The sequence below is a fragment of the Actinoallomurus oryzae genome (assembly GCF_039541955.1).
Classification (GTDB): Bacteria; Actinomycetota; Actinomycetes; order Streptosporangiales; family Streptosporangiaceae; genus Actinoallomurus; species Actinoallomurus oryzae.
On record NZ_BAABHF010000061.1, the window covers coordinates 122116 to 138381 of the forward strand.

The following is a 16266-nucleotide window of genomic DNA, read 5'->3' on the forward strand; positions in this document are numbered from 1 at the left end:
CGCGGCGGGTCATGCGGGCACGAGCAGAGGTCGTCGGAACGCCCGCTCGCTGCGAACGCGGCCTATGACGCGCCTCTCAGGTCGGCGAGCAGCCGGTCCGCGACCGTCTCCTCGGAGACGACCAGGCCCGTCTCGGCCATGGTCGTGGCAAGATCGCGCGCCCACGGGCTCGGGGACTCCTTGCCCTTCAGGGGCAGGTGACGGTCGGCGCCGCGGACGCCGGCGAGGTAGTCGGCGGCCGACATTCGCCAGGGCTCGGCGCCGTGACGTCACATCACCGACTGCGCGATCGCCAGGCCCGGCCAGTCGAAGTCGCCGTGGTAACGCAGTGTGCCCCCGCCCGCGGTGACCGTGCTCGCGAGGCGGTGGAAGGCGAGCGACGGCAGTCCCTCGGTGCACAGCAGCGGCGGCGCGGCCGGGCCCAGCTCGGCCGCCGCGCGCCGGACGACGGTGGGGTTCTCGCAGACGTACGCCACCGGCCGGTCCGTGGTGACCGGCAGTGTCGTGAGCTGGTGCAGTGTGACATGGAACGGCGTGCCGTGGCGTGCGGCGCCGGTGAGCCACTCGCCCAGCCCCGCGCCCTCGGCCGGGAGGTTGAGCACGAGGACGCGGCTCGCCAGATCGTCCGGAAGGACGCCGAATGCCTCCCACAGCGCGCGGCGGTCCTCGGCCGCCGTCGGCTTGGGCACACCGATCCGGCGGGCCAGCGCGTCGAGAACCAGCGTCGACAGCGGAGACCGTGGTCCGAGCGCCTTGGTGTCTCCGGTGACCTCGTCGGCGAGTGTGGTGAGCTCGACCGGGCCCGAAGAGTCCTCCAGGCGTTCGAGAACCTTGACCGCGCGAGCGAACAGATGCCCGTTGCCCTGCGTGATGAGCCGGGCCGGCATGCCGCGGGTGCCGGCCCAGTCGCGGAACCAGTCCGCCGAGGCGTACAGCGGGCTCTCCTCCGCGACGCGGAGCAGCTCGGCACGCGCGGCCTCCTTGGCGGCCTCCTCGGCGGGGCGGTCGCTCAGCGGCCGGCCGAAAACCGTCTCCAGCAGCGCGACGAGGCTCAGCCCGCAGGAGGTACGGACGGCGGCGTCCAGCCGGGTCAGATCCACCGAGGTGGTCTTGGCATCCGGCCGCCGCGCGCCGCCGAGGAGGCCGTCGAGTGCCCTGCGCTCGTCATGAGTGGGCTCGGGAAGGCTGATCGTGCCGCTCAGGGATCCGCCGCGGCGTTCGAGCCGGTCGCGCGCGCGATCCAGCAGCCGCCGGTACGCCGGGCCGTGGAAGCGCTCGATCGCACGCTCCTCGACCGTCACGGCTCGTCCTCCTCGTCCTCGCCCTCGGGCAGGGCGCTCAGGAGCGAGTCGTCGGCGACGGGCGGGACGTGGCGGCGGGGCTTGATGCCGAGGAGTTCTTCGGCGAGCTCGTCGTTGCCGGCGAACCCGGCCTCGGCGTCGATGAGCTGGGTGCCGTCCCACAGGACGAGCATCGCCGACACCGCGTGCGCGGTCTTGTCGTGGTGCATGTCGTAGTGGGCGGCCATCGGGACCGTCTCGTGGTGCACCCACAGGTCGTGGCCGGTCATGAACAGGTCCAGGTCGAACTTGACCGTAAGGCCGAGCAGGTCCGGCTTGTACTTGTCGTCGATGCCGGCGAACGCCTCGTCCAGGGCGATCATGCGCGGGCAGTCCGGGCCGGCCGAGGAGTAGAGGGCGTTCGCGGCGGCGAACAGCGGCAGGTGGATCGCGGCGGACTTCTCACCCCCCGACATCACCGAGTGCCGGGCCCGGGTGAGACGGACCTCCGGCTCGCCCGGCACGATGAGCAGCAGTTCGAACGTGTGCCAGGTGCGGTAGTCGAGGACCTCCGACAGCACCTCTTTGTAGGTGGCGCGCGGATGGGCGGCGCGGTAGTCGCGGATCATCTCGCGGAGCATGCCGCGCAGCTCGGCCAGGCCGGAGGGGCCCAGGCCCTGCGCGTCGCGGGTGAGCAGCCGTGACGTGGCGCGCTGCCGGTCGTCGATCCGGTCCGAGTGGGCCCAGCGGATGCCGATGGCGGTGCCCGACGACATCGGACGGGACCGCGTGTCGGCGTTCATCCCCCGGACGAGGTCGCGGGCCGCCAGGACGCGCCCGTGGATCTGCAGGGCCAGGCCGGTGAGCAGCTCGTCCTCCAGGACCGTACGCTCGCGCTCCTCCAGCAGGACGCCCTGCTCCCGGGCCCGCTCGGCGACCCTGGACGCGAAGACTCCGACCGGGTTGCGGCCGTCCTCGTCGATGACGAAGACCATCACGACGCCGGTCGGGTCGTAGTCGAGGCGGTAGTCCGCCTCGCAGGAGGTGAGCGCGTCACCGAAGGTGCGCAGCGCGTCGGACATCCGCCCGGCGGCGCTCTTGAGCGCGCCGTCCGTGACCGGACGGCCCCCGCCGATCTCGGCCCGGAACGCGTCCAGCAGCTCCACCACACCGGCCGGGAACGCCGCCCGCACCGCCGCCGCGGGATCCAGCGGCGCGGAGCGGCCCGCGGCCGTCTCGGCGGTGGCACCCGGCGCGCGGACTTCGCCCGGACCGGCCGTTCCCGCCCCGATCGTGTCCGCTGCTGTACCGACCGTGCCGGCCGCGTCGGCGACAGCGTCGGGCGAGGCGGATACGCCGGCCTCGGCCGAACCCGTACCGGCCGGTCCGGTGACGGTCGGATCGTCGGTGACCGTGGTGTCGCCGTCCACGGTGGCGGTGGCGGAGTCCGCCGGTTCGGCGGTGGGGCGGCACAGGGCCTCGATGACGGCCTCGCCGGCGCGGGCGGGCTCCCAGCTCGCGTCGGCGGGCCAGGGGCGCGCGTCGGCGACGCCCAGGAGGACCCGCAGGTCGCGGTGGGCGTACGGGGCGAAGGACGCCGCCTGTTCGAACAGGCCGTTCATCGCCTCGGTGACCAGCTTGCGGCCGTTGCTCAGGTCGGCCTCGGCCTTGATGAGGCGGCGGTCCTGCTTTTCCGCCTCGGACCGCTGCCGCCGGTACTCCTCGTCGGCCGCCCTGATCAGCGCCTCGGTCTCCTCGATCCGGGCGAGGACCTCCTTCAGCGGGGCGTCGAGGGCCTTCTCCCGCTCGGCGAGCTCCTCGACCGCCGCGGCGTGCGCCTTCTCCTTCTCGGCCAGCGCCTCGGCGCTCTCCGCGCGGTCGGAGGCGAGGCGTTCGATGTTGTCGCGGCGGCCGGCGACGTCGTTGGCCAGGACGGCGACGTTGCGCCGCTCGGCGTCGAGGTGGCCGGCGGCGGCGGTGAAGTCCTCGACCGCCTGGGCGACCGCGTCGACCGCCTCGGCCGTGGCCGGCATGCCGCGCTCGGCCGCCGTCTGGCGCAGGCGCCGCCGGCGCGCGTCGACCTCGGCGGACGCGCCTTCGAGAGCCTTGCGCGCCTCCGTCTCGGCGGTACGGGCGACGGTCAGCAGAATGGCGTTGTCGGCCAGCCGCTTGACGGCGTCCACCACCGGCTTCGCCGGGGGCAGCTCGCGCTGGGCGCGCTTGAAGTCGCCGAGCAGCTCCTCCAGCCGCTCGGACTCGGCGGCGGCCTCGGCGTCGCGCGCCTCCAGCTCCGCGATCGCCTCGTCGCAGGCGGCCAGGCGCGCCCGGCGGCGGTGTTCGCGGTTGGTCGCGCCGATGAACTCCGGGGCCTCCTTCGGCCGGGCGCCGACATGGACGCCGTGGCTGAACTGGGCCCGGTCCGTGACCGCCGCGGCACCGGAGAAACCCGCCGGATCATCGGTCAGCGCCACCGAGCGCAGCACGGCCGCGATCGCCGGGGCCGGCACCAGATCCTGCTCCTCGGGCACGAGGACGTCGGCCAGCGTCGGCCCCTCCGGACCCGGCGTCACCGGGACGAGGTAACCGTCGGCCTCGGCCTCGGACACCGCCGCCATCGTCGAGGCGGGATCGGGATGGATCCACGCGGTCAGCATGCCCGCGCCGTACAGCGCGCCCTCGATGCCCGCCGCCCTCGACGGCTCCACGTCGTCGGCGAAGCGCACGAGCCGCCACAGCGGCGCCCCCGGCCGGGACGCGCGGTCGGCGGTGCGCAGGTCGCTCGGCGGCGGCGCGTCGTCGCGTTCGGCCTCGATCTCGGCCCGCAGCGCGCGCTGCCCGGCCAGCTCCGCGGCCAGCCGCTCGCGCCGCCCGGCCAGGTCCTGCCGGCGCGAGACCACGGCGAGACGCCGGTCGTCGGACAGGTCGGCGAACACCTCGGTCAGGCTCCGCGCGCCCGCCTCGCCGATCAGCTCCAGGGCGGCGGTGAGCGCCTCCACGTCGGCGGCCTCGGCGACCGGCTCCTCGCCGCCGGACCAGCGCGACGCCCAGTCCGCCAGGGCCGAGGAGGCGTGTTCGCGCACGGCGGCGAGATGCGCGTCGGCCTCGGCGCACTCGGTCTCCCGCCGGGCCAGCTTGTCGGCGGCCTCGGCCACCGCCTCCTCCGCGCGGGCGCGGTCGGCCTCGGCGGCGCCGACCAGCGCGAGGTGTTCGCGCACCTTGCCGACGTCGTCGCGCCGCGCGGTGCTCCGCGCGGAGGCGTCGACCGCCAGTTCCTCACCGCTGTCGGCCGGGCCGTCGCCGTCGGCGGCGATGCCGGCCCGCTCGGCGGCGTCCTCCAGCGCGCCCGTCCAGCGGCCGACCGCCAGCCGCGAGGACCGCAGCCGTTCGTCGGCCTCGTCCGCCTCGCGGGTGAGGGCGCGCACGGTCTCCCCGGCGCGGTCGAGGCGGGCGCGCTCTTTGTCGATCTCGGCCGCGGTGGCGGTGATCTGCGTGCGCATGCGGTCGAGGTCGCCCTGCTTGCGGTACGCGTCGTGGCTCTTCAGCGCGCCCAGCCGGGCGCCGAGCGTGGAGCGCTCCTCCTCGGCGGCGTCACGGGCCGCGACCGCCGCCGCGTGGGCCGCCGTCGCCCGCTCGACCTCGGCCAGCGCCTCGGCGACGCCCCGTGCGTGGCCGGTCGCGCCCTCGAACCCCGACCCGATGCGGTCGAGCTTGGCCTTCGCGTGCACCTGGAGGTAGGTCGTGTAGTCGGCCATGAACGTCGTGACCGCGCTGTCGGCGGCGGTCAGGTCGTCGAAGAGGCGCTGCACGGCGGCGAGGTTCTCAAAGTCGCGCGCCGCCTGGTCGACCAGGTCCTCATCGACCGGGCTGAGGCCGGCGGTGAGCGTGTCGGACACCTTGGCCGGGTCGAGGTCCTTGGCCAGCAGCGGGCGCCGCAGCGCGAGGAGCAGGTCGAGGAGCTGGGTGTAGCGCTCGCGCCCCAGGCCGAACAGGCGCGCGTCGACGGCGTCGCGGTATTCGGTGGCCGTCTTGTAGGCGGCGCCCGGCTCCAGCGACTCGCGGAGCTGGCGGTCGGTCAGCGGCCGTGAGTCGGGGCCCAGCAGGCCGAAGTCGACGCCGAGCCGCTTGCCGGTGACGAAGAAGGAGGAGCGCACGCCGTCACGGTTGCGATGCGCCCGCAGGCCGATGACCAGAGTCACCGTCTCCTCCGCGCGGGCCTGACGGCCGCGCCCGTCCGTGGACGCCTCATCCCCCGCTCGGGCGAACTCCATCCAGACGTAGCCGTACTCGGACTCCTGGCCGCGGTAGAGCAGGTTGGACTTCATCGTCCGGTTGTCGCCGCTGAACGGGTCGAGTCGCCGGGCGTCGGCGACCCCGTCGAGGACGAACGGGAACAGCACCTCCAGGGCCTTGGTCTTGCCGGAGCCGTTGTGACCGCGCAGGACCAGTCGCCCATCGGCGAAGACGAACTCCTCGTCGGCGTAGTCCCAGACGTTGATGACGCCCGCGCGAGAAGGGCGGAACCGTGCCGTCATGACGTCTCTCCTCCTGCGGGTGCGGGCAGCGGAAGCTGCGCGGTGTCGGCGAGGGCCAGCGTGATGTTGCGGTAGCGCACGGCGGCCGGCCGGACGAGCACCCCGCCCGGGACCGGCCGCACCAGACCGAGCTCGGCCAGGAACGTCACCGCGGCGTCCAGCAGGCCGCGCGGGTCGTGCTGCCAGGCGCTGGTGAAGGACGCCGCGCCGAACTCCTCGAACAGCTCGTCGATCATCGTCTCCAGCCGGGTCCGCTCGACCAGCGGTGCGGTGCCGGCCGGACCGGACGCCGGAGCCTCGGTCTCGGGCGGTGTCCAGGCCAGCTCGCGTACGACTCCGGCCTCCGGCAGGCCGGAGTCGATCCGCGCCACGAGTGCGGCGTGGTCGTCGGCCTCGCGTGGCGTCTCGATCAGCGCCGGCTCCTGCTCGGGGTCCTCGAGTAGATCGGCGATCTTGGCGAGCAGCAGCCCGGCCGTACGGTTGACGGCGCCGCCGCGTCCGGGGAACGGCCGGTCGGTGAACACCCCGCCCGCGTCGGCGAGCATGACGCCCTCCGCACGACGCTCGACCACCAGGCCGGTGAAGCGGGCCAGGTCCTCGGCGAGGCCCGGACGGCGGAGCAGGTCGGCGATGGCGGGCTCGACGTCGTCGTAGTAGACCACGGGCAGCTCGGTGAGCAGCCTCCGCGCGCGCTGCGCCACGGCCTGCGGGTGCACGGCGCCGTCGACGCGCGACAGCGGGTCGTCGAGCAGGCCGGCCGCGCTCGTCAGGTGCTGCACCGGCCGGGCGGGCTTGAACAGGACGGCGCAGATGTCGTGGTCGATGTCGTAGAGCGCGTCGCCGTGCTCGCTGTCGCGGGCCCACGCCTCCAGCGAGCCGTCGGACAGGCGCAGGGCCCCGCGCTCGACGAGCCAGCCGAGGACGTCGACCACGGCCGCCTTGTGCGCGCTCACCGTCGGGTCGAAGCCGAGGCCCTCGATGGCGTTGGCGGCCGGGGTGAAGACCCGGACCAGGTCGGCCAGGCTGATCTCCACCCGGGACCGCTGGAACGAGGCGAGGACGAGGCAGAGATAGGCCATGCGCCGCTGGTCGAAGGGCCGGCCGCCCTTGCGGGCGAACATCAGGCCCTGGGTCGGGTCGAGCCGGTCGAGTCGGCGTACGAGCCGGACCTGGCGCGTGTCGGCGATGAGGGTGTAGCCGAGCAGCTCGCGGAAGTCGCGGGTCATCTCGTCGGCCCAGCGGAGCACCTGTTCGAGCACGCCCGGCCGCGGCCGGGTCGCGGTGATCAGGTCGCAGGTCAGCACGCGGCGGACCGCCTGCTGGTAGGCGCCGAGGTCGGTGGTCTGGACCCCGGCGGCCGCGCGGGGGCGCCGCATCAGGACCTCCCTCGCCGGGCGGGCGCCATCTCGACCGTGAAGCCGGGCAGGTGGAGCCGTCCGCGCGTGGTGAGGACCGTGCTGCCCTCCTCGGCCGGCGACAGGCGCATCATCACCGTGTCGCTCGCGCCGGATCCGGCGCCGAGCCGGCCGGCGACGACCGTGCGGGCCTCCAGGGCGCGGGTCAGGAGCTTGAGCAGGACCCGCGTCTCGTCGTCGTCGAGCACGCGGTCGTACGCTCCGGCGTCCAGCAGCCGGCCGGCCGCCTCGCGCTCGGCGGCGCGCTCGGCCGCCTGCCGGCGCCGCAGTTCGACGCGGGCGCCCGCGTTGGCCCGCACGGGCTGCGGCACGCCCGTCGTGGGCGCCTTGCCGGTGCGGAAGAGACTGATCGACAGCTCGACGCCGGGCGCGTCCCACCAGGTGGCGCGGTCGGAGATCTCCTCGGCGTCGTCGTGGGCGCCACCGAGATGACGGGCCGAACGCAGGTTGAACGCCGCCGACATCAGCGCGTGCGCGGCGTCGGTGTCGGGGACGCGCCACACCCACTCGGCCAGGTGGCGCAGCTGGGTCGCCCGGTTGACTCCCCCGCGCTGAGCCTCGGTGATCTGGCGCAGCAGTGCGATCACTCCGGAGACCGCCGTGCGGGTCGCCGAGCGCAGGTCGCCGGCGCGCGAGTCGCCCTCCGCGGCGAACCACTCGCGCAGGGCGGCCCAGCGGCGCTCCCACTCGTCGAGCCGCTCGGTGTAGGACATGAACGGCCGCTCGTCGGCCTCGGCGGCGCGGGCCAGGAGGGTGCCGAGCCCGGTGTCCTCGACCTCGTGCACCGCGCGGGCGAGCCGCGCGAGGTAGCGGTCGAGCTCGGCCATGAAGTCGGTCATGTGCGTGAGCAGGGCGTTCTTGTAGCGGAGGAACAGGTCCGGCGACGTGTCGGTGGAACGGACGATCTCCCCGAGGGTCACGTGGAACTGCGCCGAGCGCCGCCCCATGTCCTCCATCACCGAGTCGAGCCGGGACAGGCGGCGGTAGACCTGCTCGGTCTCGCCCGCGCGGTTGGCCGCGGCGAGCGCCTTGAGGTCCTCCAGGATGTCGGAGAAGACCAGACGTGACAGGTTGGCGTCCTGGATGCGGGCCTCGAGGAGGTCCTCGACCGCGGTGTAGGCCCAGTAGCCCAGCTCGCTGAACTGGTAGACCGACTGCCGGTTGCGGTAGCGGACGAGGTTGCCCGCCCGTGAGGCGTCGTCGAACCGGTGGACCACCCGGTCGTCATAGAGCGCGTCGAGGCGGCTGCGCAGGTTGCCGTCGAGGGTGGGCACGTCGTCGTACAGCTCGGCGAGCTCCGCGAGGGCCGCCCCGACCTGGTCGCTGTCGACCTGGACCTGGTGGACGGCGCGCAGCCGGTCCATGGCCCGCAGCACCCAGAGGTACGCGACGTGGTCGTCACGCCGGGTGAAGTTGAACAGCCGGAACCGGTCGCTGACCACCAGCGAGTCCAGATCCAGCGCCCTACGGCCGCTCACAGCCCACTCCCCCCGTCATCCACCCGCCCGACCAAGGAAGGGTAGGCAACACCACCGACAACTCGCGCCCCAATCGGCTCTCAGCCGAACAACGGTAAGCGGCCGGCGAGCGGACCGAGCGCCCGGCGGTCCGCCGCCGAGATCGGCGCGCGGCCGGTTCCCGTACGGGCCGAAACGGCCCGGTCGTCCCGGTGCCCGGATTCTCGTGATCACCGGACGGTCGCAATCCGGGAGGTCACGGACCAGTATGGGCGGTAGACGCCGCCGACCGCAGGAGCACGCCCATGACGCCGCGCAGTCAGCACTGGTACGCCGGAACGGACCGGAACGCCTTCATCCACCGCGCCTGGATGCGGCGCGGACTTCCCTCCGACGCGTTCGACGGGCGGCCGCACATCGCGATCGCCAACACCGCCTCCGACCTGTCGCCGTGCAACAGCCACCTCGGCGAGGTCGCCGCGAGCGTGAAGGCCGGTGTGTGGGAGGCCGGCGGCGTGCCGCTGGAGCTGCCGGTGCCCTCGCTGGGCGAGACGCAGCTCCGGCCGACCGCGATGCTGTTCCGCAACCTGGCGGCGATGGCGGCCGAGGAGATGATCCGCGCCAACCCCGTCGACGGCGTCGTGCTGCTCGGCGGGTGCGACAAGACCATTCCCGCGCTGCTCATGGCCGCCGCGTCGGTCGACCTGCCGGCGATCGTCGTGCCGGGCGGGCCGATGCTGACCGGGCACTTCCGCGGTGCGCCGCTGGGCTGCGGCACCGACGTGTGGCGGCTCAGCGAGGAGGTGCGGGCGGGCACGCTTTCGCAGGACCGGTTCCTGGAGGCGGAGTCGTCGATGATCCGCAGCCGCGGCCACTGCAACACGATGGGGACCGCCTCGACGATGGCCTGCATGGCCGAGGCGCTGGGCATGACGCTGCCGGGCGTCGCGGGCATCCCCGCGCCGGACAGCCGCCTGCTCGAACGCGCCCACCAGGCCGGCCGCACGATCATCGAGATGGTGGCGAGCGACCGCCGGCCCAGCACGGTCCTGACGCGCGGGTCGTTCCTCAACGCGATCGTGGCCCTCGCCGCGATCGGCGGCTCCACCAACGCGGTCGTCCACCTGCTGGCGATCGCGGGCCGGGCGGGCGTGCCGCTGACCCTGGACGACTTCGACCAGGCCGGGGCCAAGGTGCCGCTGCTCGTGGACCTGCAGCCGGCCGGCGCGCACCTGATGGAGGACTTCCACCGCGCGGGCGGACTGCGGGCGGTGCTGAACGAGATGGCCGACCTGATCGACTCCTCGGCGCCGACGGTCACCGGGCGGCCGATCGGCGAGGGACTGGCCGACGCCGAGATCCACGACGAGACGGTCATCCGCCGCCGTACGGCGCCGCTCCAGGAGGAGGCGGGCATCGCCGTACTGCGGGGCAACCTGTGCCCCGACGGCGCGGTGATCAAGCCGGCCGCCGCGTCGCCGTCGCTGCTGCGCCACCGGGGGCGCGCGGTTGTCTTCGACAGCATCGAGGACCTGCGGGCGGCCCTGGACGACCCGGACCTGGACGTCGACGAGGACAGCGTGCTGGTGCTGCGGGGCTGCGGCCCGAGGGGGTACCCGGGGATGCCCGAGGTCGGGAACATGCCGCTGCCGGCCAAGCTGCTCGCCCGCGGGGTGCGCGACATGGTGCGGATCAGCGACGCGCGCATGAGCGGCACGGCGTACGGCACGGTCGTGCTGCACACCGCGCCGGAGTCGGCCGCGGGCGGCCCGCTGGCCAAGGTCCGCACCGGCGACATGATCGTCCTGGACGTGGCCGCCCGGCGGCTCGACGTCGAGCTGCCGGACGGCGAGCTCGAGGCGCGGGAGCCCGCGTCCTCCTCCGCGCACGCCGCCCCCGTACGCGGGTGGGAGCGCCTCTACATCGACCACGTTCTCCAGGCCGACCAGGGCGCCGACCTGGACTTCCTCACCGGCTCCAGCGGGAGCGAGGTCCGCCGCGAGTCACACTGAGGTCCTCTCCCGCCCGGACTGTGCAGGAGAGACGGCCGGGGTCCGGGCCCGTACGAGCAGGGCGCCGAGGACGGAGGTGACGACGCTCAGGACGGCGGCGAGCGTCCAGGCCAGGCGGAAGTCGCCGGTGGACCCCGCGTCCACGCGGGAGCCCAGCAGGGTGACCAGGAGTGCGACTCCGAGGGCGGAGGAGATCTGCCGGAAGGAGTTGACCAGGGCGGAGCCGGTGGCGGTACGCGCCGCGGGCAGTGACTGGACCCCCGCCGCGATCAGCGTGCCGAGCGTCAGGCCGACGCCGGTGCCGCCGAGGATCAGGCTGGGGAGCAGGTCGCGCGAATAGTCCGGCGCGGTGGAGACCATCGCGACCCGCCACAGCATGGCGGCGGCGAACAGCAGGCCGCCCGCCGCGACGAGCGGGCCGTGACCGAACCGGCGCGCGGCCCGCGCGGTGAGCGCGGTGACGATCGGGACCAGCGCGGGGCCGGGCACGAGGGCGAGGCCGGTGCGCAGCGCGCTCCAGTGCCAGACGTCCTGGCACCACAGCACGTTGGACAGCAGCATCACGGCGAACGCGACCCCGAACAGGAACGTGCCGGCGCCGGCCACGCCGAACCGGGGCAGGCGCAGCAGGTGCAGCTCCAGCAGCGGCGTCGCGTGGCGCGCGGACCGCAGCCCGAACCACGCGCCGACCGCGACGGCGATCGCCAGCAGCCCGAGCGTGCGGCCGGAGGCCCATCCCCAGCCGGGTGCCTGCACGAGCGCTCCGGTCAGCGCGGCGACCGCGACGGTGACCAGCACGGCGCCCCACACGTCGGGCAGCGGCCCGGTCTCCCGCGCCGCGGGCGCGGGCAGGGCGGCCAGCCCCGCGACGACGGCGACGACGCCGACCGGCAGGTTCACCACGAAGACCCAGCGCCAGTCGACCTCGACGAGCAGCCCGCCGACGACCGGCCCGGCGGCGGCGGCGAGGCCACCGAACGCCGCCCAGGCGCGGGTGGCGCCGGTCCTCCGCTCGGCGGGCACGCTGGCCAGGAGCAGGGCGAGCGAGGTCGGCAGCTGGGCGGCCGCCCCGGCGGCCTGGACGACCCGCGCGACCACCAGGACCCCCAGGTCCGGCGCCAGCGCGCACGCGACCGAGGCACCGGTGAACACGACGACCCCGGCGATGAACACGGGCCGCTGCCCGATGCGGTCGCCGGCCCGGCCGAGCACGACGAGCAGCGCGGCCAGGGTGATGGCGTAGGCGTTGAGCACCCAGGACAGGTCGGCCAGCGACGCGGGACGGCCGCCGTGGGAGAAGCTCGCGCCCATCGCCGGCAGCGCGACGTTGACGATCCACAGGTCGAGGTTGGTCATGAAGACGGCCAGCACCACGACGCCGGCGGCCACACGAGAACGGTTTGAGAATCCAACCACAGAGGTCATGGGCGAGACCTTAGACGCATTCTGGTTTGAGAATCAAACCGTAAGCCGCTAGCGTGAGGCCATGACCGGTACGCGCATCGACCCCGCAACCCTCCCCGGCCGCCCCTGCTCCGCCGCCTCCGCGCTGGAGATCGTCGGCGACCGGTGGGCGCTGCTGGCCGTACGCGAGGTGCTGCTCGGGAACCACCGGTTCGGCCAGATCGCGCGGGGCACCGGCGCCCCGCGCGACCGGCTCGCCGCGCGGCTGAAGACCCTGGTCGAGGCGGGCGTGCTCGAACGCCGGCCGTCCGAGGAGGGCGGGCGCTACGACGGCTACCACCTCACGGAGGCGGGCCGTGATCTCGGCCCGGTCATCCGCGCGCTCCTGACGTGGGGCAACCGGTGGGCCGTGACGGCGCCGCCGGTACGGATCCTGCACCACGACCATCCGCTGGAGCCGGTCACGCTCTGTACCACCTGCGGCGAGCAGGTCGACGCCGGCGACCTCACCCGGGAGGTCGCCGACCCCGCGTGGGCGGACGACACCCGGGCATAGAAGTGATCCCCCGAGGAGCGACATGTACGAAGTGGTCGACTACGACTTCGGCCCGGCCGCCCGCAACCGGCTCGCCGGCACGACCGTGCGCGGCCGGGAGGGGGCGGTCGCCGCGCTGGAGACCTTCTACTACGCGCTGAACAGCGCCGATCTCGACACGCTCGCCGAGGTGTGGTCCGATGACGAGCTCGCCCAGCTCGACAACCCGGTCGGCGGCATCATCCGCTCCGGCGCGGCCATCACCGAGCTGTACCGGCGGATCTTCTCGAGCGGCATGGACCTGAGCGTGACGTTCACCGACGCCGCGACCTACGTCACGGCGGACACCGCGGTCTTCGCCGGCCGCGAACGCTGCGAGTACACGGACGCCGAGGGCATGCGGATACCGGTGGAGTTCCGCACGAGCCGTTTCTTCGCCTGGGTTCCCGGCGAGGAACGGTGGCGGCAGATCCACCATCACGGCAGCGCCGACGACCCCGGCGCCCTGCGCGCCTACCAGGCCGCCGTACGCCGCTGAGCGCGGGCCGGATCTCCGGTGGCGCACGGGAACGGAACGCGCGCGACCGCGCCGGGCCTCGGAAATACGCCACCCCCGGATGCCCCGCGCGAAGAATCGGGAAATGGAGTCGCCCCGCTTCGCGGCGCCCGGAAGAGCACGCCCGACCTCGGGCGGACCCGCCGATAAGGAACGGACGCCCCGCCTAATGTCACTCACCGTCAACACGGGCGATTTCCGGCGTGGCACGAGCGACTGGGAGATACCTGAGAAACCCCGGAATGGCCATTCAGTGATCGATAGTATGATGCCCGGATTGTGCGGGGTCGATCACATGTACGGCTCGAACGTTCTCTGTACTGAGTTGGCATGGTCTGCAGCAGAGTGGGGTCCCAGGGGTGCATCGCAGGATGAAAGTGACATGGTCCAGTCGTTGGTTCGCGCCGGTGGCGGCCGGGCTACTCCTCACACCGATCGCGGCCTGCTCGTCGAGCGGCAACGCCAGCCAGTCCGCGGCCAAGGCTCCGGCCGCCGCCGCGACGATCACCCCGGCGAACGGGGTGAAGAAGGTCCGCCCGGACAAGGGCGTGCAGGTGACGGCCGCGAGCGGCGTGATCGACCAGGTCACGGTGCAGGGCGGTGGGAGCACCGTCGAGGGCGTCCTGTCGGCGGACAAGAAGAGCTGGCAGACCAAGTGGACGCTCAAGCCGGGCACCATCTACACGGTGACGGCGACCGCCAAGAACTCCGACGGCAAGGTCACCACCGCGACGAGCAAGTTCTCCACGATGAAGGCGTCGTCCTCCATCTCGATCAGTGACGTGACGCCGCGCTCCAAGGAGACGGTCGGCATCGGCATGCCGATCATGATCAACTTCGACGGTCCGGTCACGAACAAGGCCGCGGTGGAGAAGGCCCTGGAGGTGCGTTCCACCAAGCCGGTCGAGGGCGCCTGGCGCTGGATCACCTCCCAGGAGGTCATCTTCCGGACGAAGTCCTACTGGCCCGCGCACACATCGGTGTCGGTGGTGGCGCACATGGCGGGCGTCCGCGCCTCCTCCAAGGCGTACGGCACGAAGGACTTCAAGCGCAGCTTCAAGATCGGCGCGTCGCACGTCGCGAAGGTCAGCCTCAAGACGCACAAGAGCAAGGTCTACGTCGACGGCAAGCTCGCCAAGACCATTCCGATCAGTGGCGGCACGGGTGGCGGCGACTCCCACGGCAACGACTTCCGCACCACGAGTGGCATTCACCTCGCGATGGGCAAGCTGCCCGAGGTCTGGATGACCTCACCCAACGTCAAGAAGGGCGAGGCGGGTTACTACCACGAGCTGGTGCTGAAGGACGTACAGATCAGCAACAGCGGCGAGTACCTCCACCAGAGTCCCGGTGAGTACGAGTGCCTCGGCCACCGCAACTGCAGTCACGGCTGCGTCCGCCAGAGCGTCGCCGGCGCCCGCTGGTTCTACAACCTCAGCCTGCGGGGCGACATCATCAACATCACCGGGTCCTCCCGGAAGCTGGAGTGGAACAACGGCTGGGGCTACTACCAGATGCCCTGGAAGACCTGGGTCAAGGGCAGCGCCCTGAAGAAGCCGGTGATGACCGTGGCGACCGGCGGGGCCGGCAGCCCGACCACGCCGCCCGCGTCCTCCCCGGCCGCGTCCTCCACCCCGAGCTGAGCCACCGACCGCCCGAACGGAGCGCGCGGGGTGACCGGCACCGGCCGGTCACCCCGCCGTCCGTCACGGCGTCGCCGGCGCGCTCTGGGGCCGCAGCGGCGCCGGCGAGAGCCGGTCACCGCGGTCCACGAACTTCAGGCAGGCCGCGGACGCCAGGCCGAGGAGCAGCAGCACCAGCCAGGGCAGGCTCTTCATGCCCATACTGTGGGACAGGCCGATCGCGGCGGCGCTGACCAGGTTGCCGAAGACCCCGCCGAAGCCCGACAGCAGGTTGTTGACGCTGTAGTACGTGCCGATCACCCGGCCGCCCGAGAGGTTGGCGATCGTGGCCATCTCGAACGGGTGCAGCATCATCGATCCGATGCTGAGCGTCGCCGCGCACACGAGGATCGGCAGGAGCCGGATGACCATCGAGCCCTGCATCGGCGGCAGCATCAGCGGTATGAACGCCACCCCCATGATGATCAGGCCGCGGACCATCGCCTGACCCGCCGTCCAGCGCCTCTCGCACCAGGTGATCAGGCGGACCTGGAGGGCGAGGCCGAGGACGGCGGACATCACGAACAGCGCGGTCATCCCCGCGTGCCCGCCGGAGATGTGACGGATCTCCAGCGGCAGCCCGAACGAGATCTGGAACGTCAGCGCGTACGAGGCGAACATCGTCGCCGCGAAGGCCAGGAACGGCCGGTTGCTCAGCGCCTCCCGCCAGTCGGCCCAGATCGGCCGGGACGAGCCCGTCTCCGGCCCGGAGATCGCGGGCAGGAAGCGCCACTGCGCCGCCGCGAGCGCGAGCAGGATGGCGACCGAGGTCAGGCTCACCGCACGGAACCCGAAGTGGATGAGCGGGACGCCGACGAGCGGGCCGACCAGCACACCCAGACGGCGGCAGACGCTGAAGACCGCGAACGCGTCGACGGTCCGCTCCTTCTCCTCGTGCGCGAGGTAGGCGCGGTTGGCCGGGACGAACAGCGCGCTGGAGATTCCGGTCAGCACCGACGCGGCGATCAGCCACGGCAGGCTGCCGAACACCGCGTACATCCCGCAGCCGACGGCCTTCAGCAGGCAACCCGCGGTGATCATCGGCTTGTACCCGATGCGGTCGGCGAGCGTGCCGCCGATGACGAAGAGGCCCTCGCTGAAATGGCGCAGGCTCATCACGATGCCGACGATCCAGACCGCCACCCCGATGCCGTGCACGAGGTGGTCGGCGAGGTAGGGCACCAGCATGAGTAGGGCGATGCTCACGCCGATCTCGTTGATGAACAGGATCTGCGCGGGCCGGCCGAAGGACCGGAACTGCCGCAGGGTCGCGATCACGTGCCACCCCCACGGCGCTCCGGTGGACCGGCGGCGCCTCCCGCCCGGTCAGCCGGACAAGCCCCCGGCGGTAACGCCGGCGCCGCCGGCCCGGCGGCCGGCCCCGGAGCCGGCA

The 16266-nt window shown here is 73.2% G+C and carries 9 protein-coding genes and 1 pseudogene; 4 read left to right on the plus strand and 6 right to left on the minus strand.

The features are described 5' to 3' along the window. Positions 1 to 62 precede the first annotated feature (62 nt). From ABEA10_RS46690 to ABEA10_RS46705, 4 genes and pseudogenes are all read right to left on the minus strand, one after another. Positions 63 to 1301 (minus strand): annotated as a pseudogene (locus ABEA10_RS46690) (TIGR02679 family protein). After that, positions 1298 to 5812: a TIGR02680 family protein gene (locus ABEA10_RS46695; RefSeq protein WP_345475141.1), complete on the minus strand. Its 4515-nt coding sequence runs from the start codon at positions 5810 to 5812 to the stop codon at positions 1298 to 1300. The pseudogene ABEA10_RS46690 and the gene ABEA10_RS46695 overlap by 4 nt, the downstream one beginning before the upstream one ends. Beyond that, positions 5809 to 7188, minus strand: coding sequence for a DUF2398 family protein (locus ABEA10_RS46700; protein ID WP_345475143.1), 1380 nt, complete (start codon positions 7186 to 7188; stop codon positions 5809 to 5811). Before ABEA10_RS46700 ends, ABEA10_RS46695 begins: the two co-directional genes overlap by 4 nt. After that, on the minus strand, positions 7188 to 8705 hold the full coding sequence (locus ABEA10_RS46705) for a TIGR02677 family protein (protein ID WP_329261571.1): 1518 nt from the start codon (positions 8703 to 8705) through the stop codon (positions 7188 to 7190). The genes ABEA10_RS46700 and ABEA10_RS46705 overlap by 1 nt, the downstream gene beginning before the upstream one ends. A gap of 284 nt (positions 8706 to 8989) precedes the next feature. On the opposite strand from ABEA10_RS46705, the gene ABEA10_RS46710 reads away from it, so the two are divergent. Further along, complete coding sequence (locus ABEA10_RS46710) at positions 8990 to 10696, plus strand: IlvD/Edd family dehydratase (RefSeq protein WP_345475144.1); 1707 nt, start codon at positions 8990 to 8992, stop codon at positions 10694 to 10696. On the opposite strand, the gene ABEA10_RS46715 is transcribed toward ABEA10_RS46710, so the two are convergent. Next, positions 10688 to 12085, minus strand: coding sequence for an MFS transporter (locus tag ABEA10_RS46715; RefSeq protein WP_345475145.1), 1398 nt, complete (start codon positions 12083 to 12085; stop codon positions 10688 to 10690). The genes ABEA10_RS46710 and ABEA10_RS46715 overlap by 9 nt on opposite strands. A gap of 97 nt (positions 12086 to 12182) precedes the next feature. Between ABEA10_RS46715 and ABEA10_RS46720 the strand changes: the two genes are divergently transcribed. From ABEA10_RS46720 to ABEA10_RS46730, 3 genes are all read left to right on the plus strand, one after another. Further along, on the plus strand, positions 12183 to 12656 hold the full coding sequence (locus ABEA10_RS46720; RefSeq protein ID WP_329261562.1) for a winged helix-turn-helix transcriptional regulator: 474 nt from the start codon (positions 12183 to 12185) through the stop codon (positions 12654 to 12656). A gap of 22 nt (positions 12657 to 12678) precedes the next feature. Beyond that, positions 12679 to 13173, plus strand: a complete 495-nt coding sequence (locus tag ABEA10_RS46725) for a YybH family protein (protein WP_345475146.1) — start codon at positions 12679 to 12681, stop codon at positions 13171 to 13173. Positions 13174 to 13568: 395 nt separating this feature from the next. Next, entirely contained in the window at positions 13569 to 14834 is a 1266-nt protein-coding gene (locus ABEA10_RS46730; RefSeq protein WP_345475147.1) for a L,D-transpeptidase, read from the plus strand. 63 nt (positions 14835 to 14897) lie between these two features. Here ABEA10_RS46730 and ABEA10_RS46735 read toward each other — a convergent pair whose 3' ends face one another. Continuing rightward, complete coding sequence (locus tag ABEA10_RS46735) at positions 14898 to 16151, minus strand: MFS transporter (protein ID WP_345475148.1); 1254 nt, start codon at positions 16149 to 16151, stop codon at positions 14898 to 14900. Positions 16152 to 16266 lie beyond the last annotated feature (115 nt).

Coding starts and splice junctions, on each gene's coding strand:
- ABEA10_RS46695 (WP_345475141.1), bottom strand. CDS start 5,812: ATGACGGCACGGTTCCGCCCTTCTCGCGCGGGCGTCATCAACGTCTGG.
- ABEA10_RS46725 (WP_345475146.1), top strand. CDS start 12,679: ATGTACGAAGTGGTCGACTACGACTTCGGCCCGGCCGCCCGCAACCGG.
- ABEA10_RS46720 (WP_329261562.1), top strand. CDS start 12,183: ATGACCGGTACGCGCATCGACCCCGCAACCCTCCCCGGCCGCCCCTGC.
- ABEA10_RS46710 (WP_345475144.1), top strand. CDS start 8,990: ATGACGCCGCGCAGTCAGCACTGGTACGCCGGAACGGACCGGAACGCC.
- ABEA10_RS46700 (WP_345475143.1), bottom strand. CDS start 7,188: ATGCGGCGCCCCCGCGCGGCCGCCGGGGTCCAGACCACCGACCTCGGC.